This is a genomic window from Pseudomonas sp. KH_046_2 (genome assembly GCF_057838985.1).
Map to the genome: position 1 here is coordinate 395,304 of NZ_CM174480.1, position 20,118 is coordinate 415,421.

A 20,118-nucleotide genomic window follows, 5' to 3' on the forward strand; every position below is an offset into this window, starting at 1 on the left:
CCCTGTAGGAGCGAGCCTGCTCGCGATGGTGTGTCAGTCGACATCGTTGTGTCTGATACTCCATCGCGAGCAGGCTCGCTCCTACAGGGTTTTTGCGTTAGTTCAGAAGATCGCGCAGGACCTGAGTGAAGGCGCGGCTGCTTTCCTCTTCCCCTGCATGCCGCCCGTCACGCACCACCCACTGGCCATTCACAAGCACATCCCGCACCTGGCGATCGCCACCGGCAAACAGCCACCGATTGAGAATCCCGTCACCATTGGCTGTCGCCAGATACGGATCGTTGCCATCGAGCACCAGCCAGTCGGCACGCTTGCCGACTTCCAGGGCGCCAATCGGCTGGCCTAGCGCCTGAGCACCACCATCCAGCGCCGCATCGAACAGCGTACGGCCGACCATTGGCTGATCCGCGCCATACAAGCGATTACGCCGCTGGTCGCGCAGACGCTGGCCGTATTCCAGCCAGCGCAATTCTTCCACCACGCTCAACGACACATGGCTGTCGGAACCAATGCCCATGCGTCCGCCCTGGGCGAGGAAATCCACAGCCGGGAAAATCCCGTCACCGAGGTTGGCTTCGGTGGTCAGGCACAGGCCGGCGATGGCGCGACTCTTGGCCATCAGCGTGACTTCTTCCGGGTTGGCGTGGGTCGCGTGGACCAGGCACCAGCGCTGATCGACGTCGACGTTTTCGTACAGCCATTGCAGCGGACGGCGACCGCTCCAGGTCAGGCAGTCGTCGACTTCTTTCTGCTGCTCGGCAATGTGGATGTGCACCGGGCATTGCTTGTCGCTGGCCGCCAGCACTTCGCTGATCTGCTGCGGTGTAACCGCGCGCAGCGAGTGGAAACACAAGCCGAGCGACTGCGCCTTTTGTTGCGCGAGGATCGGCTGCAAGCGCGATTGCAACTTCAGGTAGTTTTCGGTGCTGTTGATGAAGCGGCGCTGGCCTTCGTTTGGCGTTTGACCGCCGAAGCCGGAGTGGCTGTAGAGCACCGGTAGCAGGGTCAGACCAATACCGGCGGAGGTAGCGGCCTGGCTGATACGCAGGGCCAGTTCGGCCGGGTCTGCGTATGGCTGGCCGTTGTTGTCGTGGTGGACGTAATGAAACTCCGCGACCGAGGTGTAACCGGCCTTGAGCATTTCGATATACAGCTGACGAGCGATGACGCCGAGTTGCACCGGGCTGATTTTTCCGACGAGGCGATACATCAGGTCGCGCCAGGTCCAGAAACTGTCGTTCGGATTGCCCGCCACTTCCGCCAGCCCGGCCATGGCCCGCTGGAAGGCGTGGGAGTGCAGGTTCGGCATGCCAGGCAGCAGCGGACCGCTCAACCGCTCGGCGCCATCTGCATGGGAATCGGCCTGGATATGGGTCAATACGCCGTCGGCGCTGACCTCAAGACGTACATTGTTGGCCCATCCACTAGGCAGCAGCGCGCGTTCGGCAAAGAAGGCGGACATGGTTCATCACCCCATCGTGTGTTATTTGTATATACATATACAGACGTTTGCCTGCCCGGTAAACTCCGGCAAGCTAGCGACATCAATCAAACGACCAAGGATTAACCGTGCCGACTCCGCCTACAGTCTCTCCGTTGGCCGCGAACATGGGCGACAGTCCGGCGCCCTTGTACGCCCGCGTCAAACAAATGATCACCCAGCAAATCGACAGTGGAAACTGGCCACCGCACTACCGCGTTCCGTCGGAAAGCGAGCTGGTCAGCCAACTGGGCTTCAGCCGTATGACCATCAACCGCGCACTGCGCGAGATGACTGCCGACGGCCTGTTGGTGCGCATGCAAGGCGTCGGTACGTTCGTCGCCGAGCCGAAAAGTCAGTCTGCGCTGTTCGAAGTACACAACATCGCCGACGAAATTGCCTCTCGCGGTCATCGCCACACTTGCAAGGTCATCACCCTTGAAGAAGAGGCCGCCGGCTCCGAGCGCGCCCTGGCCCTGGACATGCGCGAAGGGCAGAAGGTGTTCCACTCACTGATCGTGCATTTCGAAAACGATATTCCGGTGCAAATCGAAGACCGTTTCGTCAATGCGCTGGTGGCGCCGGACTACCTCAAGCAGGACTTCACCCTGCAAACGCCTTATGCCTATCTGAACCAGGTCGCACCGCTGACCGAAGGCGAGCACGTGGTCGAGGCGATCCTGGCCGAGCCGTCCGAATGCAAGTTGCTGCAGATTGAAAAAGGCGAGCCGTGCCTGCTGATCCGTCGCCGCACCTGGTCCGGTCGTCAGCCAGTGACTGCTGCTCGCTTGATCCACCCCGGTTCCCGTCATCGTCTGGAAGGTCGGTTTCATAAATGAATCAGTTGAAGGTTTTACGCGCCAAAGATTACCCGCGCATGCCGTGGAAAAACGGCGGCGGCAGCACCGAAGAAATCACCCGTGATGCCGGCACCGGCCTGGATGGCTTTGGCTGGCGCCTGTCGATTGCCGATATTGGTGAGTCGGGCGGGTTTTCCATCTTTGCCGGTTACGAGCGGATCATCACCGTGCTGCAAGGCGAGGGCATGACCCTGACGGTTGACGGCCAGGTTACGCGGCCACTGTTACCGCTGGACCCGTTTGCCTTCAGCGGTGAAAGCAAGGTTTCCTGCACATTGCTCGGCGGTCCGATTCGCGATTTCAACCTGATTTACGCGCCGCAGCGTTACGCTGCGCGGTTGCAGTGGTTGAGTGGCGAGCAGCGGTTCTTCAGCTCGGCGGGTACGGTGTTAGTGTTCAGCATCAGCGAAGCACTGGAAGTGAAGGTCGGTGACAGCGCTTCAAAGCTTGGTCGCCATGATTGCCTGCAACTCGACGGTAACACTGGCCTGCTGGAAGTCTCCGGTAACGGGCCATGCTGTGTGATTGAACTGTCCGCACACTGATTATCAGGCCAATGAGCCTCTCTGTGGCGAGGGGGCTTGCCCCCGTTGGGCCGCGAAGCGGCCCCAAAGCCTGCGGCCGAGTGTTTTCAGATACACCGCACAAGTCGGTTTTGCGACTGCTTCGCAGTCGAACGGGGGCAAGCCCCCTCGCCACAAAAAAGCAGTAACTCTTCGTTTCCCATCGCGCACCAACTTGTTACCGAACGCCCCAGTGTGGCGCAAAACCACGCTCCAGTAACAACATCCCACCGTCACAAAAAAATCCCCGCGAAAAATTTCATCTTCGCCAGAACCCTTGTTCCAGGCGCTCTCCAGCCGTTTCAGAATTTTTCTTGAATGCTCATCCAGCAAGTTGGCCGCTTGATTGCATATTCTTGTATGTACAAGTAAAGACGTATGCGTATGAGTCACGAGGACTCAACCATCGTCCACTGATTCGCCGGTGTGCATTGATGCCCATTGGCTTGCTCGCCCACTGCCTGGGTTGGTTTGGATTGATTGCTGAGGAGTCTTTTTCGTGACTGACATTAAACCTACGAAGTTTCGTGACGTTGAAATCCGTGCCGCACGCGGTAACAAGCTGACCGCCAAGAGCTGGCTGACCGAAGCGCCGCTGCGCATGCTGATGAACAACCTCGACCCTGAAGTCGCCGAGAACCCTAAAGAACTGGTGGTTTACGGTGGTATCGGTCGTGCGGCGCGTAACTGGGAATGCTACGACAAGATCGTCGAAAGCCTGACCAACCTGAACGACGACGAGACCCTGCTGGTGCAATCCGGCAAGCCGGTCGGCGTGTTCAAGACCCACAGCAACGCCCCGCGTGTACTGATCGCCAACTCCAACCTGGTGCCACACTGGGCGAGCTGGGAACACTTCAACGAACTGGACGCCAAAGGCCTGGCCATGTACGGCCAGATGACCGCCGGCAGCTGGATCTACATCGGCAGCCAGGGCATCGTCCAGGGCACCTACGAAACCTTCGTCGAAGCCGGTCGCCAACACTACAACGATGACCTCAAAGGCAAGTGGGTACTGACCGCTGGCCTGGGCGGCATGGGTGGCGCACAGCCGCTGGCTGCAACCCTGGCCGGCGCGTGCTCGCTGAACATCGAATGCCAGCAGGTCAGCATCGATTTCCGTCTGAAAAGCCGCTACGTCGATGAGCAGGCTACCGACCTCGACGACGCTCTGGCCCGCATCGCCAAATACACCAAAGAAGGCAAGGCGATTTCCATCGCCCTGCTGGGCAACGCGGCTGAAATCCTGCCGGAACTGGTCAAGCGCGGCGTGCGCCCGGACATGGTCACCGACCAGACCAGCGCCCACGACCCTCTCAACGGTTACCTGCCGGCCGGCTGGACCTGGGACCAGTACCGCGCTCGCGCCAAGACTGAACCAGCCGCTGTGATCAAGGCTGCCAAGCAATCGATGGCAGTGCACGTCAAAGCGATGTTGGACTTCCAGAAAATGGGCGTACCGACCTTCGACTACGGCAACAACATCCGTCAGATGGCGCAAGAAGAAGGCGTGGAAAACGCATTCGACTTCCCGGGCTTCGTACCGGCCTACATCCGTCCGCTGTTCTGCCGTGGCATCGGCCCGTTCCGTTGGGCTGCACTGTCGGGCAACGCCGAAGACATCTACAAGACCGACGCCAAGGTCAAAGAGCTGATCCCGGACGACGCCCACCTGCACAACTGGCTGGACATGGCCCGCGAGCGCATCAGCTTCCAGGGTCTGCCGGCCCGTATCTGCTGGGTTGGCCTGGGCCTGCGCGCCAAGCTGGGTCTGGCGTTCAACGAAATGGTGCGCAGCGGTGAGTTGTCCGCGCCCATCGTGATCGGCCGCGACCACCTGGACTCCGGTTCGGTTGCCAGCCCTAACCGCGAAACCGAATCGATGCAGGACGGTTCCGACGCAGTGTCCGATTGGCCACTGCTCAACGCCCTGCTCAACACCGCGAGCGGCGCGACCTGGGTTTCCCTGCACCACGGTGGCGGTGTCGGCATGGGTTTCTCCCAGCACTCGGGCATGGTGATTGTCTGCGACGGCACTGACGAAGCGGCCGAGCGTATCGCTCGCGTGCTGCACAACGACCCGGCGACCGGCGTCATGCGTCACGCCGATGCCGGTTATCAGATCGCCATCGACTGCGCCAAGGAACAAGGGCTGAACCTGCCGATGATTACCGGCAAGTAATGCTTGCCCTGTAGGAGCGAGCCCGCTCGCGATGATGGCGACACATTCAGCACTTTTGCTGACTGACACGCCGCCATCGCGAGCAGGCTCACTCCTACAAGAGCCAACAACAAAAACAAACAATCCATAGAGGTTGAACCATGGCTGTTAACAGCGAACGTGCAGGCAACAAACCGTTGATCGAGAAACGCTCGATCGACTACATCCCGGAAGCGGAGAGACACGGTCGTCTGTTGAGTCAGTTCACTCTGTGGATGGGTGCCAACCTGCAAATCACCGCGATTGTCACCGGGGCTTTGGCCGTGGTGCTGGGCGGTGATGTGTTCTGGTCGTTGATCGGTCTGTTGATCGGTCAATTGCTCGGTGGTGGCGTGATGGCGCTGCATGCCGCGCAAGGCCCCAAGCTGGGTCTGCCGCAGATGATCTCCAGTCGCGTGCAGTTCGGCGTTTATGGCGCGGCCATCCCGATCGTGCTGGTGTGCCTGATGTACCTGGGTTTCACCGCAACGGGCACGGTACTTTCCGGCCAAGCGCTGGGCCAGTTGTTTGGCGTCAGCGACACCGTCGGTATCCTCCTTTTCGCCAGTGTCATCGTGCTGGTCACGGTGCTCGGTTATCGGGTGATCCATTGGATCGGCCGTGTTGCCAGTGTCATTGGCGTGATTGCCTTTGTTTATCTGTTCAGCCGCCTGATGAGCCAGGTTGACGTTGGCGCCCTGTTGGAAATTCGCCACTTCAGCTGGAGCAGTTTCCTGCTCGCGGTCTCGCTCGCGGCGTCCTGGCAGATCGCCTTCGGCCCTTACGTGGCTGACTATTCCCGTTACCTGCCGAGCAAGATTTCCTCGGTGAAAACCTTTTTTGCCGCTGGCGCAGGTTCGGTCATTGGTGCACAGGTGGCGATGGTCCTGGGCGTGTTCGCTGCCGCTTCGGCCAACGGGCAATACGCCGGCCACGAAGTGGCCTACATCGTTGGTCTGGGTGGTACCGGTGCCACCGCTGCGCTGCTGTACTTCAGCATCGCGTTCGGCAAGGTCACCATCTCCACGCTGAACTCCTACGGCAGCTTCATGTGCATCGCGACCATCATCAGCGGTTTCCGTGGTGACCTGAAGGTAACGCGCTTGCAGCGTCTGGTGTTCGTGCTGGTCATCGTCGGTGCTGCGACCCTGATGGCGTTGCTCGGTCAACACTCATTCCTCGGTGCGTTCAAGTCCTTCATCCTGTTCCTGCTGGCGTTCTTTACGCCATGGAGCGCGATCAACCTGGTGGACTACTACTGCATCACCCGCGAACGCTATGACGTGCCGGCGCTGGCCGATCCGAACGGTCGCTACGGCCGCTGGAACATTCTCGGGATCAGCGTCTATGTTTTTGGTGTGTTGGTGCAGCTGCCGTTCATCTCCTCCAAGTTCTATACCGGTCCGCTGGTGGATGCCCTGGGGGGGGTGGATATTTCCTGGATCATCGGTCTGGTGCTTCCCGCAGCCCTGTATTACCTGTGTGCGAAAAAATGGCACGGCACAGTGCCTGATCATTTGATCCTGCCGATCGAGCAGGACGCCGTCATCGAACAAGAGCTGAGTACCGGTCGCGCTGCGGCGCAGGCCTGACTGGACGTGGACAGGGCTGGATGCCTTTTTGACTGCCGTAAGCCAATTCATGATTAGGAGCGTCACAACAATGAAATCGAACAAGACCCTGCTGACCACATTGCTTTCCATGGGCCTGCTGGCCAGCGCTGGCGCCACTCAGGCGGCGGGTTGGTGCGAGTCGGGCAAACCGGTGAAATTCGCCGGTTTGAACTGGGAAAGCGCCATGCTGCTGACCGATGTGATGCAAGTCGTGTTGGAGAAAGGCTACGACTGCAAGACTGACAGCCTGCCGGGCAACTCCATCACCATGGAAAACGCCCTGAGCAGCAACGATATTCAAGTGTTTGCCGAAGAATGGGTCGGCCGCAGCGAAGTCTGGAACAAGGCCGAGAAGGCCGGCAAGGTTGTCGGTGTTGGCGCTCCGGTCGTTGGCGCGATCGAAGGCTGGTACGTGCCGCGTTACGTGATCGAAGGCGACGCCAAGCGTAAGCTGGAGCCTAAAGCCCCGGACCTGAAAGCGATCGCCGATCTGGGCAAATACGCTGCAGTGTTCAAGGATCAGGAAGAGCCATCCAAGGGCCGTTTCTACAACTGCCCGGCCGGCTGGACCTGTGAGCTCGACAACAGCGAAATGCTGAAAAGCTACGGCCTGGAAAGCACCTACACCAACTTCCGTCCGGGCACCGGTCCGGCACTGGATGCTGCGGTGCTGTCGAGCTACAAGCGTGGCGAGCCGATCCTGTTCTACTACTGGTCGCCAACCCCGCTGATGGGACAGGTTGATCTGGTGAAACTCGAAGAGAAACCAGGCGTGGACAAGAGCGTGACCATCAAGGTCGGCCTGTCCAAGACCTTCCACGAGCAAGCCCCGGAACTGGTGGCGGTGCTGGAGAAGGTCAACCTGCCAATCGACTTGCTTAACCAGAACCTCGGGCGCATGGCCAAAGAGCGGATCGAATCACCAAAACTGGCCAAGATCTTCCTGAAGGAACATCCTGAAGTCTGGCACGCGTGGGTGAGCGAAGACGCAGCCAAGAAAATCGACGCGGCCTTGTAGGTTGAGCCTCTCTGACTGCCCTGAGCGGCAGTCGGATGCTTGATCGCAACCCCTTGATTGAGAGTCTCTTATGTTTCCCGAAAGCTTTACCTTTTCCATCGCCGACTGGGTCAACGGTTGGGTCGATTCGCTGGTGACCAACTACGGCGACGTTTTCCGCAGCATCTCCGACACCTTGCTGTGGGCCATCGTCAATCTTGAAGGCCTGCTGCGCGCTGCACCCTGGTGGCTGATGCTGGCGATCGTGGCCGGTGTGGCCTGGCACGCGACCCGCAAGGTCGTGACCACCGCCGTCATCGTCGGTTTGCTGTTCCTGGTGGGTGCGGTCGGCCTCTGGGACAAGCTGATGCAGACCCTGGCGCTGATGATGGTGGCGACGATCATTTCGGTGTTGATCGGCATTCCGCTGGGCATCCTCTCGGCCCGCAGCAACCGCCTGCGCTCGATACTGATGCCGTTGCTGGACATCATGCAGACCATGCCGAGCTTCGTGTACCTGATCCCGGTGCTGATGCTGTTTGGCCTGGGCAAGGTCCCGGCGATTTTCGCCACGGTGATCTACGCCGCGCCGCCGCTGATCCGCCTGACCGATCTGGGCATTCGCCAGGTCGACGGCGAAGTGATGGAAGCGATCAACGCCTTCGGTGCCAACCGCTGGCAGCAACTGTTCGGCGTGCAACTGCCGCTGGCCCTGCCGAGCATCATGGCCGGGATCAACCAGACCACCATGATGGCCCTGTCGATGGTGGTGATCGCCTCGATGATCGGTGCCCGTGGCCTGGGTGAAGACGTGCTGGTGGGGATTCAGACCCTCAACGTCGGACGTGGCCTTGAAGCCGGTCTGGCGATCGTGATTCTGGCTGTGGTGATCGACCGTATTACGCAAGCGTATGGTCGGGCGCGGCATGAGGTGAGCAAATGAACGACGCAACCGTGAGCAAGATCGAAGTCAAGAACGTCTTCAAGATATTCGGCAACCGTGCCAAGGACGCGCTGGCCATGGTCGGCCAGGGCAAGACCAAGGACCAGGTGCTGGCCGAAACCGGCTGCGTGGTCGGCGTGAACGACCTGTCGCTGAGCATCGGCAGCGGCGAGATCTTCGTGATCATGGGCCTGTCGGGTTCCGGCAAGTCGACCCTGGTCCGCCACTTCAACCGCTTGATCGACCCGACCAGCGGCGCGATCCTGGTGGACGGCGTGGACATCCTGCAATACGACATGGAAGCCCTGCGCGAATTTCGTCGACGCAAGATCAGCATGGTGTTCCAGAGCTTCGGCCTGTTGCCGCACAAGAGCGTGCTGGACAACGTTGCCTACGGCCTGAAAATCCGTGGCGAAACCAAAGCCATGTGCGCCGAGCGTGCGCTGCACTGGATCAACACCGTGGGCCTCAAGGGCTACGAAAACAAATACCCGCACCAGCTCTCCGGCGGCATGCGTCAGCGTGTGGGCCTGGCCCGCGCCCTGGCGGCGGACACCGACATCATCCTGATGGACGAAGCCTTCAGTGCCCTCGACCCACTGATTCGCGCCGAGATGCAGGACCAGTTGCTGGAACTGCAAAAGACCCTGCACAAGACCATCGTCTTCATCACCCACGACCTCGACGAGGCCGTGCGCATTGGCAACCGCATCGCGATCCTCAAGGACGGCCGCCTGATCCAGGTCGGCACGCCGAGAGAGATCCTGCATTCGCCGGCGGATGAGTATGTCGACCGCTTTGTGCAGCGTCGGGCGGCGGTGGTTTAAGAGAATTGTGGTGGCTGGGCCGGCCCCTTCGCGGGCAAGCCCGCTCCCACAGGTTCAGCGCTATCCCTTGTGGGAGCGGGCTTGCCCGCGAAGGCGCCAGTGAAGCTGCATCAATATTCAGGTTTGTACGCAGAGGTTGAAGATGTCCCAGGCTGAAAAAATCGTTATCACCGAAGCGCAGGTCACTTGGCAGGACGTGGTCGCCGTGGCCCGCGATGGCGCACAGCTTGAGCTGTCGGCGCCGATCTGGGCACGCATCGAAAACGCGCAGGCCATCGTCCAGCGCATCGTCACCAGCGGCGAACGTGCCTACGGCATCAACACCGGCCTGGGCGCGCTGTGCAACGTGTCGCTGCAGGACGAACAACTCAGCCAGTTGTCGCGCAACACCTTGCTCAGCCACGCCTGTGGCGTTGGCGCGCCACTGACCAACGGGCAGACCCGCTCGATCATGTGTGCCGCCGTCGTCAACTACAGCCATGGCAAATCCGGCCTGCACCGTCAGGTCGTCGAAGCACTGCTGGCGTTGCTCAACCGTGGCATCACCCCGCAAGTGCCGTCCCAGGGATCCGTGGGTTACCTGACCCACATGGCCCACATCGGCATCGCGCTGCTGGGTGTCGGCAATGTCAGCTATCGCGGGCAGATCGTTTCCGCGCAGCAAGCCCTGGCCGAAGAAGGCCTGCAACCAGTCAAGCTCGGCGCCAAGGACGGTTTGTGCCTGGTCAACGGTACGCCGTGCATGACAGGCCTGAGCTGCCTGGCGATTGCCGACGCCACCCGTTTGCTGGAATGGGCCGACGTGATCGGTGCCATGAGCTTCGAAGCCCAGCGCGGGCAGATCGACGCCTTCGATGCCGAGATCATCGCGCTCAAGCCGCACCCGGGCATGCAACAGGTCGGGATCAACCTGCGGGCCTTGCTCGACGGCAGCGAAGTGATTGCCCAGAGCAAAGGCATCCGTACCCAGGACGCCCTGAGCATTCGCTCGATCCCGCAGGTGCACGGTGCCGCTCGTGACCAATTGGTACATGCGATCAAGCAAATTGAAACCGAACTCAACGGCGCCACCGACAACCCGCTGGTGCTGGGCACCGCGGACAATTACCGCGTGGTGTCCCAGGCCAACCCCCACGGCCAGTCCGTGGCGATGGCTGCGGACCTGCTGGCGATTGCCATGGCGGAAATCGGCTCCATCGCCGAGCGTCGCCTGGACCGCTTGATCAACCCGCACGTCAGCGGCCTGCCGGCGTTTCTGGTGGCCAATCCGGGGGTGAACTCCGGGATGATGATCGTGCAGTACGTCGCCGCTTCGCTGTGCGCGGAAAACCGCCAATTGGCGCAACCGGCAGTGCTGGATAACTACGTGACTTCCGGTCTACAGGAAGACCACCTGAGCCTGGGCACCAACGCGGCGTTGAAGCTGCACCGCGCGCTGGAAAACTGCACGCAGATCCTCGCCATCGAGTACTTGCTGGCGGCCCAGGCGTTTGAGTTTTTGAAAGAACAACGCTTCGGCGCGGGCACCGATGCTGCCTGGCGTCTGCTGCGCGAGCACGTTGCCCCCTACGACCAGGATCGCTGGTTGGCACCGGACATCGCCGCCGCTGCCGCGGTGTTGAAAGACCCGATTTTGCTGCACAACGCTTTTCCTGACCTGAACTGATTTCAACAACACCAGCGTGCCAAGGCGCGTCTCCCCAAAAGGCAGACGCGACGGACAACGGACATCTCCGGAGCGTCTGGTGAGTTAATAACTAACTCTCAAAAGGAGCACAAAATGACTGCGCTAAACCTGATCCCAGGCCAACTGACCCTCGCCCAACTGCGTGACGTCTATCAGCAGCCGGTTAAAGTCACCCTCGACCACAGCGCCTCGGCCCAGATCGAAGCCAGCGTTGCCTGCGTGGAACAGATCCTCGCCGAGAACCGCACCGCCTATGGCATCAACACCGGTTTCGGCCTGCTGGCCTCGACCCGCATCGCCAGCGAAGACCTGGAAAACCTGCAGCGCTCGCTGGTGCTGTCCCACGCTGCCGGTGTCGGCCAGCCGATCAGCGATGAGCTGGTGCGTCTGGTCATGGTGCTCAAGGTCAACAGCCTGAGCCGTGGTTTCTCTGGCATCCGCCGTGTGGTGATCGACGCGCTGATCGCCCTGATCAACGCCGAGGTCTACCCGCACATTCCATTGAAAGGCTCGGTCGGTGCTTCCGGTGACCTGGCGCCTCTGGCCCACATGTCGCTGGTGCTGCTGGGCGAAGGCAAGGCGCGCTACAAAGGCGAGTGGATGGAAGCCACCGAAGCGCTGAAAGTTGCTGGTCTGGCCCCGCTGACCCTGGCCGCGAAAGAAGGCCTGGCGCTGCTCAACGGCACTCAGGTGTCCACTGCGTTTGCCCTGCGCGGCCTGTTCGAAGGTGAAGACCTGTTCGCCGGTGCCTTGGCACTGGGCGGCCTGACCGTGGAAGCGGTCCTGGGCTCGCGCTCGCCGTTCGACGCCCGCATCCACGCTGCCCGTGGCCAGAAAGGCCAGATCGACGCCGCCGCCGCTTACCGCGATCTGCTGGGTGAGCGCAGCGAAGTCTCCGACTCCCACGAAAACTGCGAGAAGGTACAAGACCCGTACTCCCTGCGCTGCCAGCCACAAGTCATGGGCGCCTGCCTGACCCAGTTCCGTCAGGCCGCCGAAGTATTGGCGATCGAAGCCAACGCCGTATCGGACAACCCGCTGGTGTTCGCCGCTGAAGGCGACGTGATTTCCGGCGGCAACTTCCACGCCGAGCCGGTGGCCATGGCCGCTGACAACATGGCTTTGGCCATCGCTGAAATCGGTTCCCTGAGCGAACGCCGTATCTCGCTGATGATGGACAAGCACATGTCGCAACTGCCGCCGTTCCTGGTGGCCAACGGTGGCGTGAACTCCGGCTTCATGATCGCCCAGGTGACCGCAGCGGCACTGGCCAGCGAGAACAAGGCGTTGTCCCATCCGCACTCGGTGGACAGCCTGCCGACTTCCGCCAACCAGGAAGACCACGTATCGATGGCTCCGGCGGCTGGCAAGCGTCTGTGGGAAATGGCCGAGAACACCCGTGGGATTCTCGCCGTTGAATGGCTGGCGGCAGTGCAGGGCCTGGACCTGCGCAACGGCCTGAAGACTTCGCCAAAACTGGAAAAGGCCCGTGCCATTCTGCGTAACGAAGTGCCTTTCTATGAGAAAGACCGCTTCTTCGCGCCGGACATCAATGCGGCGTCTGAATTGTTGGCCTCGCGCTGCCTGAACGAGCTGGTGACGACGAAGTTGCTGCCTAGCCTGTAATGGCCCCTTCGCGAGCAGGCTCGCTCCCACAGGGTGCATGCACTCCAGCATGGGGGCGAGTTCGCTCGCGATTCGATTTTGCGTCGAATAACAATAATTAGGGACGAGAAATGCAACAGCCAGAAAAAGGTTTGAAACGCGGGCTCTCTGCCCGACATATTCGCTTCATGGCGCTGGGGTCGGCGATCGGCACCGGGCTGTTTTATGGATCTGCCTCGGCCATTCAAATGGCCGGGCCTGCGGTACTGCTCGCTTACCTGATCGGTGGCGCGGCCGTGTTCATGGTCATGCGCGCCCTCGGTGAGATGGCGGTGCACAACCCGGTGACCGGCTCTTTCGGCCAGTACGCCAGCACCTACCTGGGGCCGATGGCGGGCTTCATCCTCGGTTGGACCTACGCATTCGAAATGGTCATCGTCGGCATGGCCGACGTCACTGCATTCGGTATCTACATGGGCTTCTGGTTCCCGGAGGTTTCCCGCTGGATCTGGGTGCTGGGTGTCGTTTCCATCGTTGGCGGCCTGAACCTGTGCAGCGTCAAAGTCTTCGGTGAAATGGAGTTCTGGCTGTCGCTGCTCAAGGTCGCGGCCATCGTCGCGATGATCCTGGGCGGTTTCGGCATCATGTGGTTCGGCATCAGCTCGGCCCCAGGGCAAGCGACCGACATCAGCAACCTCTGGAGCCACGGCGGTTTCATGCCCAATGGGATGGGCGGTCTGATTGCTTCGTTCGCGGTGGTGATGTTTGCGTTTGGCGGTATTGAAATCATCGGCGTAACGGCAGGTGAAGCCAAGGACCCGCAGCACGTGCTGCCCCGGGCGATCAATGCCGTACCGTTGCGGATCCTGCTGTTCTACGTGCTGACGATGCTGGTGCTGATGTCGATCTTTCCATGGCAGCAGATCGGCAGCCAGGGCAGCCCGTTCGTGCAGATTTTCGACAAGCTGGGAATCAGCTCGGCGGCCACCATCCTCAATATCGTGGTGATCACGGCGGCGATTTCGGCGATCAACAGTGACATCTTCGGCGCTGGCCGCATGATGTTCGGCCTGGCCCAGCAAGGGCATGCACCCAAGGGCTTCGCCCGCCTGTCGCGCAATGGCGTGCCATGGATGACGGTGGTGGTGATGAGTGCCGCGCTATTGCTGGGCGTGTTGCTGAACTACCTGATCCCGGAAAACGTGTTCCTGTTGATCGCTTCCATCGCGACCTTTGCCACGGTGTGGGTCTGGCTGATGATTCTGGTGACCCAAGTGGCCATGCGCCGCTCCATGAGCGCCGAGCAGGTTGCACAACTGAAATTCCCGGTGCCGCTCTGGCCCTATGCGCCGGCGGCGGCGATTGCCTTCATGCTGTTCATCTTCGGCGTGCTGGGCTATTTCCCGGACACCCAGGCAGCGCTGATCGTCGGCGTGGTCTGGATCGTGTTGCTGGTGCTGGCTTACCTGACGTGGGTGAAACCGGCGGCGGGCCAGGCAGCCCTGGTGACGCAGGATCCTACTTTTTCTCATCGATAACCTAATGGAGGCCAAGGATGAAAACTCTCTGGCAACACTGTCACGTCGCAACCATGGCACAAGGCGTCTACTCGATCATCGAGGACGCGGCCATCGTGACGTCAGGAGCGCACATTGAGTGGATCGGCCCGCGCGGTGAGTTGCCGGCGGGCGAGTACCCGGCCGTCAATGATTTGAACGGGGCCTGGGTCACGCCGGGCCTGATCGACTGCCACACTCACACGGTGTTCGGCGGTAACCGCAGCGGTGAATTCGAACAGCGCCTGCAAGGTGTCAGCTACGCGCAAATCGCCGCCAGCGGTGGCGGCATCGCCAGCACCGTGCGCGCCACCCGCGCAGCCAGCGAAGACGAGTTGTTCGCCAGTGCCGCCAAGCGCCTGACAAGCCTGATGCGCGATGGCGTCACCAGCATCGAAATCAAGTCCGGCTACGGCCTGGACCTGGCCAACGAACGCAAGATGCTGCGCGTGGCCCGTCGCCTCGGCGCCGAACTGCCGGTCAGCGTGCGTAGCACCTGCCTGGCGGCTCACGCCTTGCCGCCGGAATACGCCGATCGCGCCGACGACTACATCGATCACATCTGCGCCGACATGCTCCCGGCCCTGGCTGCCGAAGGGCTGGTCGACGCGGTGGATGCATTCTGCGAGTACCTGGCGTTCTCCCCGGCGCAGGTCGAGCGGGTGTTCATTACCGCCCGGAAACTGGGCCTGCCAGTGAAGCTGCACGCCGAGCAATTGTCGTCGCTGCACGGCTCGAGCCTGGCGGCGCGTTATCATGCGTTGTCCGCCGATCACCTGGAGTTCATGACCGAGGACGACGCCATTGCCATGGCCAAGTCCGGCACGGTTGCGGTGCTGTTGCCCGGCGCCTTTTACTTCCTGCGCGAAACCCAATTGCCGCCGATGGAAGCCCTGCGCAAGCACGGCGTGAAAATCGCCATCGCCAGCGACCTCAACCCGGGCACCTCACCGGCACTGTCGTTGCGCCTGATGCTGAACATGGCCTGCACCTGCTTCCGCATGACTCCGGAAGAAGCCCTGGCCGGCGCGACGATTCACGCCGCCACCGCGCTGGGCATGGCCGACACCCATGGTTCGCTGGAGGCCGGCAAGGTCGCGGACTTCGTGGCCTGGCAAATCGATCGTCCGGCCGACCTGTGTTACTGGCTGGGCGGCGACCTGGAAAAACGCGTCGTGCGCCACGGCGTCGAATCAAGTCTGTAGGAGATCTGTTGTGGATAAGGTTCTGAACTTCAAACAAGGCCGCGTACCGCTGCTGATCAGCATGCCCCACGCTGGCGTGCGCCTGACCCCGGCAGTCGAAGCCGGGTTGATCCCTGACGCGAAAAGCCTGCCGGACACCGACTGGCACATCCCGCAGCTGTACGACTTCGCCGCTGAACTGGGCGCCAGCACCCTGGCGGCCGAGTATTCGCGGTTTGTCATTGACCTGAACCGGCCTTCCGATGACAAACCGTTGTACGTGGGTGCGACCACTGGTCTGTACCCGGCCACACTGTTCGACGGCATACCGTTGTTCCGTGAAGGGTTGGAGCCGTCTGCCGATGAGCGCGCGACTTATCTGGAGCAGATCTGGACGCCGTACCACAGCACCTTGCAGCAGGAACTTGCGCGACTGAAGGCCGAGTTCGGCTACGCGCTGCTGTTCGATGCCCACTCGATCCGCTCGATCATCCCGCACCTGTTCGACGGCAAGCTGCCGGACTTCAACCTCGGCACCTTCAACGGCGCCAGTTGCGATCCACAGCTTGCGACCCGACTGGAAGCGATCTGCGCGCTTCACGACAACTACACCCATGTGCTGAACGGGCGCTTCAAGGGCGGGCACATTACCCGTCATTACGGCAACCCGGCAGAAAACATTCATGCGGTGCAACTGGAGCTGGGGCAGTGCACCTACATGGAAGAGTTCGAGCCGTTCCGCTATCGCCCGGACCTGGCGGAGCCGACGCGGGTGGTGTTGAAGGAGTTGCTGCAAGGGTTGTTGGCCTGGGGTGAGAAGCACTACGGGCATTAAGGCTTGGTGCGGTCTCTGTAGGAGCGAGCTTGCTCGCGAAAAACCAGAGAATGTCGCGGGGTGTCTGACTGGGCGCGTTACCGTTCACGACCATCGCGAGCAAGCTCGCTCCTACAGGTTAGGCTGACAGTCGCCACCGTGCAAAACACGGTCGCCACAGTTCGCTTTCACCGCTCGTCTGCTGCGTAATGTTCTGCCCACGGTGCGCAAAGACACCGGCCGACAATAATCCGCTGCCGCACGAGAATGCTCTCTATGACAAGCCCCAAAGGTCTGTTCACCCGCTGTCTCTCAATCTTCTGCGGCACCGCTCTGTTGAGCGCCGGCGCCATGGCCGCGGACGATGCCTCCTGCAAAGCCGTGCGCATGGGCGTGGTCAACTGGACCGACGTGATCGCCACCAGTGGCATGGCCGATGTGCTGCTCAACGGTCTTGGCTACGAAAGCAAGCAAACCAGCGCCGTGCAGCAAATCATCTTCGCCGGCATCCGCGACAAGCGCCTGGACATCTTCCTCGGCTACTGGAAACCGGCGATGGATAAAAACATCGCACCGTTCGTGGCTGCCAATCAGGTGAAGGTCATGGACAAGCCGAGCCTGGCCGATGCCCAGGCCACCCTCGCTGTCCCGGACTATGTGGCAGCGGCCGGTCTGAAAACCTTCGCCGACATCGCCAGGTTCAAGGATCAGCTCGGCGGCAAGATCTACGGCATCGAGCCGGGCAGCGGCGCCAACACCACGATCAAGACCATGATCGAAACCAATCACTTCGGCCTGAAGGATTTCAAACTGATCGAGTCCGGTGAGGCCGGGATGCTGGCGGCCGTGCAGCGGGCGGTGAATCGCAAGGAATTCGTGGTGTTCGTCGGCTGGACCCCGCACCCGATGAACATCAACATGAAAATCGCCTACCTGACCGGTAGCGAAGATGTCTACGGGCCGAATGAAGGTGCGGCGACCGTTTCCACCGTAACCGCACCGGATTACGCCCAGCGCTGCCCGAACGTCAATCGCCTGCTGGAAAACCTGACTTTCAGCGCCGCCCAGGAAAGTCAGTTGATGGTGCCGATCATGGAGCGCCAGACGGCTCAGGACGTCGCGAAAAAATGGCTGCGTGACCATCCGGAGGACTTGCAGCGCTGGCTGGCGGGTGTCAGCAGTTTCGATGGCAAGGATGGCGTAGCCACGGTTCAGGCCAGTCTGAATCACTGACAGTAAAACCTGTAGGAGCGAGCCTGCTCGCGATAGCGGTAGGACATTCAGAATTGATGTCGACTGACACGCCGCCATCGCGAGCAGGCTCGCTCCTACAGGGGATCTCACCCACTTTCCTGAACGAGCACCAGGCTCATGGCTCCATACCCGCTTTCCAAACAGATGACGGCGTTCGTCGACAAAACCCTGAGTTTCAACAGCACCGACAGCAGTATCACCGGGTTGCGCCAGGCCTACAGCGAGATGTGCCGGGCGTTTACCCCGGCACGCCCCGCCGGGTTGCACGTGGTCGATTTCGAGTTGGCCGGTGTTGCTGTTCGTTCCTATCAGCCACCGGCCAGCGGCGCGACGTGCATCGTTTATCTGCATGGCGGCGGCTGGGTGGTGGGGGACCTCGATTCCCACGATTTCATCTGCGCCGAATGGGCATCGACACTCGGTGTACGGGTGATCGCCGTCGATTACCGACTGGCACCGGAGCATCCGTTTCCCGCCGCGTTCGATGACTGCCTGAAGGTCTGGCGAGCACTGCGCACCGGACCGTTCAAACTCGACCCTGCGCGTACGCTGGTGGCCGGCGACAGTGCCGGTGGCAACCTGGCGGCGGCGTTGTGCCTGGCGCTGCGCGATGCCGGCGAGCCGGTGCCGTGTGCGCAGGTTCTGATCTATCCCGGGTTGGGCGGCGATCACCGGTTGCCGTCGCGCAGTGAGTGCATCGACGCGCCGTTACTCGGCAGCAGTGACGTCGATTGCTATCACGCGCTTTACCTGCAAGGTACCCGCCATCCGAACGCCTATGCCATGCCATTGCTCGCTACGGATTTCAGCGGACTGCCACCGGCATTGATCGCCGTGGCGCAATTCGACCCGTTGCGTGATGACGGCGTGCTGTATGCCGAGCGACTGAATGCCGCGGGCGTTGCTGCCACACTGTATGTCGGCGAGGGTTTGGTCCATGGCTGTTTGCGGGCCCGAGGGCAGGCGGCCGAGGTCGATGCGCTGTACGAAACCTTGTTCGGATATCTGTTGGCAAAACTCTGACTCTGCATGGGCATGCTCATTGACGTAATTCGGGTTTATGATGCCGGACGGCAGAATAATAGAAGTCCCCCCAGGGATGACCTCGACCCCTTACGGAGTGCGCAATGCAGACTTTGTACCCGCAGATCAAACCCCACGCCCGGCACGATCTGGCCGTCGACGAGACTCACACGCTGTATGTCGACGAAAGCGGTTCACCGGAAGGTTTGCCGGTGGTGTTCATCCACGGTGGCCCCGGTGCCGGATGTGATGCCCAGAGTCGTTGCTTCTTCGATCCCAACCTTTATCGCATTGTCACCTTCGATCAGCGCGGATGTGGTCGCTCCACGCCCCATGCCAGCCTGGAAAACAATACCACCTGGGATCTGGTCGCCGACCTCGAGCGGATTCGCCAGCACCTGGGCATCGACAAATGGGTGCTGTTTGGCGGCTCCTGGGGTTCGACCCTGGCGCTGGCCTACGCACAAACCCATCCTGAGCGGGTACACGGTCTGATCCTGCGTGGGATCTTTCTCTGCCGTCCGCAGGAAATCGAATGGTTCTACCAGGCCGGCGCCAGCCGCCTGTTCCCCGATTACTGGCAGGACTACATCGCGCCGATCCCGCTGGACGAGCGCGACGACTTGCTCACCGCATTTCACAAACGCCTGGTTGGCAACGACCAGATCGCCCAGATGCATGCGGCCAAGGCCTGGTCCACCTGGGAGGGCCGCACTGCGACCCTGCGTCCCAACCCGCTGGTGGTCGATCGCTTCTCCGAACCACAACGTGCGTTATCGATTGCTCGCATCGAATGCCACTACTTCAGCAACCACGCCTTCCTGGAGCAGAACCAGTTGATCCGGGACATGGGCAAGATCGCCCATTTGCCTGGTGTGATCATCCATGGTCGCTATGACGTGATCTGCCCACTGGATAACGCCTGGGAATTGCATCAAGCCTGGCCGAACAGCGAACTGCAGGTCATCCGCGATGCCGGTCATGCCGCTTCCGAACCGGGCATCACCGACGCGCTGGTACGCGCCGCCAATCAGATGGCCCGGCGTCTGCTCGACCTGCCGCCTGAAGAAGCATGAAGGGGCTGCTGCAACGGGTGCGCGGCGCGCGAGTCGAGGTCGCGGGCGAGATCGTGGGTGCCGTCGATCAGGGATTGCTGGTCCTGGTAGCCGTCGAGCCCGACGACACGCGGGCCAGCGCCGACAAACTGCTTAATAAACTGCTTAACTATCGGGTGTTCAGTGACGCTGAGGGCAAGATGAATCTGTCCTTGGCGGATGTGGGCGGCGGGCTGCTGCTGGTCTCTCAGTTCACCCTGGCTGCCGATACCAAAAGCGGGCTGCGTCCGGGTTTCTCGACCGCTGCCCCTCCGGCATTGGGCGAGGAGTTGTTCGACTATCTATTAAGCAAAGCGAAACAGGTGCATGGCACTGTGGCATCAGGTAGATTCGGCGCGGATATGCAGGTGCACCTGGTCAATGATGGCCCGGTAACCTTCCTGTTACAGACCTGAAA

General features: G+C 61.1%; 17 protein-coding genes. 16 read left to right on the forward strand and 1 reads right to left on the reverse strand.

Going from position 1 to position 20,118, the window contains the following annotated elements; all coding sequences use genetic code 11:
• Positions 1 to 97 precede the first annotated feature (97 nt).
• Complete coding sequence (locus tag AC3IX1_RS01835; protein WP_489386902.1) at positions 98 to 1,462, reverse strand: formimidoylglutamate deiminase; 1,365 nt, start codon at positions 1,460 to 1,462, stop codon at positions 98 to 100.
• Between the two features lie 146 nt (positions 1,463 to 1,608).
• Here AC3IX1_RS01835 and hutC point away from each other — a divergent pair, with 146 nt between their 5' ends.
• From hutC to dtd, 16 genes are all read left to right on the forward strand, one after another.
• Complete coding sequence (gene hutC, locus AC3IX1_RS01840; RefSeq protein ID WP_162135916.1) at positions 1,609 to 2,319, forward strand: histidine utilization transcriptional repressor HutC; 711 nt, start codon at positions 1,609 to 1,611, stop codon at positions 2,317 to 2,319.
• Positions 2,316 to 2,885: a HutD/Ves family protein gene (locus tag AC3IX1_RS01845; RefSeq protein ID WP_489386903.1), complete on the forward strand. Its 570-nt coding sequence runs from the start codon at positions 2,316 to 2,318 to the stop codon at positions 2,883 to 2,885. The genes hutC and AC3IX1_RS01845 overlap by 4 nt, the downstream gene beginning before the upstream one ends.
• A gap of 517 nt (positions 2,886 to 3,402) precedes the next feature.
• On the forward strand, positions 3,403 to 5,085 hold the full coding sequence (gene hutU / locus AC3IX1_RS01850) for a urocanate hydratase (RefSeq protein WP_489386904.1): 1,683 nt from the start codon (positions 3,403 to 3,405) through the stop codon (positions 5,083 to 5,085).
• Positions 5,086 to 5,225: 140 nt separating this feature from the next.
• Complete coding sequence (locus tag AC3IX1_RS01855) at positions 5,226 to 6,695, forward strand: purine-cytosine permease family protein (protein ID WP_489386905.1); 1,470 nt, start codon at positions 5,226 to 5,228, stop codon at positions 6,693 to 6,695.
• 70 nt (positions 6,696 to 6,765) lie between these two features.
• Positions 6,766 to 7,734 (forward strand): ABC transporter substrate-binding protein, encoded by a 969-nt coding sequence (locus AC3IX1_RS01860; RefSeq protein WP_489386906.1) that lies wholly within the window; start codon positions 6,766 to 6,768, stop codon positions 7,732 to 7,734.
• A gap of 70 nt (positions 7,735 to 7,804) precedes the next feature.
• Positions 7,805 to 8,656: an ABC transporter permease gene (locus AC3IX1_RS01865; protein ID WP_150726542.1), complete on the forward strand. Its 852-nt coding sequence runs from the start codon at positions 7,805 to 7,807 to the stop codon at positions 8,654 to 8,656.
• Positions 8,653 to 9,483, forward strand: a complete 831-nt coding sequence (locus AC3IX1_RS01870; RefSeq protein ID WP_489386907.1) for a quaternary amine ABC transporter ATP-binding protein — start codon at positions 8,653 to 8,655, stop codon at positions 9,481 to 9,483. Before AC3IX1_RS01865 ends, AC3IX1_RS01870 begins: the two co-directional genes overlap by 4 nt.
• A 142-nt stretch (positions 9,484 to 9,625) precedes the next feature.
• Positions 9,626 to 11,149 carry a histidine ammonia-lyase gene (hutH, locus tag AC3IX1_RS01875; RefSeq protein WP_489386908.1) on the forward strand — a complete coding sequence of 508 codons (1,524 nt, stop codon included), beginning with the start codon at positions 9,626 to 9,628 and terminating at the stop codon, positions 11,147 to 11,149.
• Positions 11,150 to 11,263: 114 nt separating this feature from the next.
• Positions 11,264 to 12,796 (forward strand): histidine ammonia-lyase, encoded by a 1,533-nt coding sequence (hutH, locus tag AC3IX1_RS01880; RefSeq protein ID WP_489386909.1) that lies wholly within the window; start codon positions 11,264 to 11,266, stop codon positions 12,794 to 12,796.
• Between the two features lie 110 nt (positions 12,797 to 12,906).
• Entirely contained in the window at positions 12,907 to 14,313 is a 1,407-nt protein-coding gene (locus tag AC3IX1_RS01885; RefSeq protein ID WP_489386910.1) for an amino acid permease, read from the forward strand.
• 17 nt (positions 14,314 to 14,330) lie between these two features.
• Entirely contained in the window at positions 14,331 to 15,536 is a 1,206-nt protein-coding gene (gene hutI, locus AC3IX1_RS01890; RefSeq protein ID WP_489386911.1) for an imidazolonepropionase, read from the forward strand.
• Positions 15,537 to 15,546: 10 nt separating this feature from the next.
• Positions 15,547 to 16,350 carry an N-formylglutamate deformylase gene (gene hutG, locus AC3IX1_RS01895; RefSeq protein ID WP_489386912.1) on the forward strand — a complete coding sequence of 268 codons (804 nt, stop codon included), beginning with the start codon at positions 15,547 to 15,549 and terminating at the stop codon, positions 16,348 to 16,350.
• Positions 16,351 to 16,605: 255 nt separating this feature from the next.
• Positions 16,606 to 17,562, forward strand: a complete 957-nt coding sequence (locus AC3IX1_RS01900; RefSeq protein WP_489386913.1) for a choline ABC transporter substrate-binding protein — start codon at positions 16,606 to 16,608, stop codon at positions 17,560 to 17,562.
• Between the two features lie 138 nt (positions 17,563 to 17,700).
• Positions 17,701 to 18,606 (forward strand): alpha/beta hydrolase, encoded by a 906-nt coding sequence (locus AC3IX1_RS01905; RefSeq protein ID WP_489386914.1) that lies wholly within the window; start codon positions 17,701 to 17,703, stop codon positions 18,604 to 18,606.
• A gap of 104 nt (positions 18,607 to 18,710) precedes the next feature.
• Entirely contained in the window at positions 18,711 to 19,682 is a 972-nt protein-coding gene (pip, locus tag AC3IX1_RS01910) for a prolyl aminopeptidase (protein ID WP_150726550.1), read from the forward strand.
• Entirely contained in the window at positions 19,679 to 20,116 is a 438-nt protein-coding gene (gene dtd, locus AC3IX1_RS01915; protein ID WP_008047807.1) for a D-aminoacyl-tRNA deacylase, read from the forward strand. The genes pip and dtd overlap by 4 nt, the downstream gene beginning before the upstream one ends.
• The last annotated feature ends 2 nt before the right edge of the window (positions 20,117 to 20,118 follow it).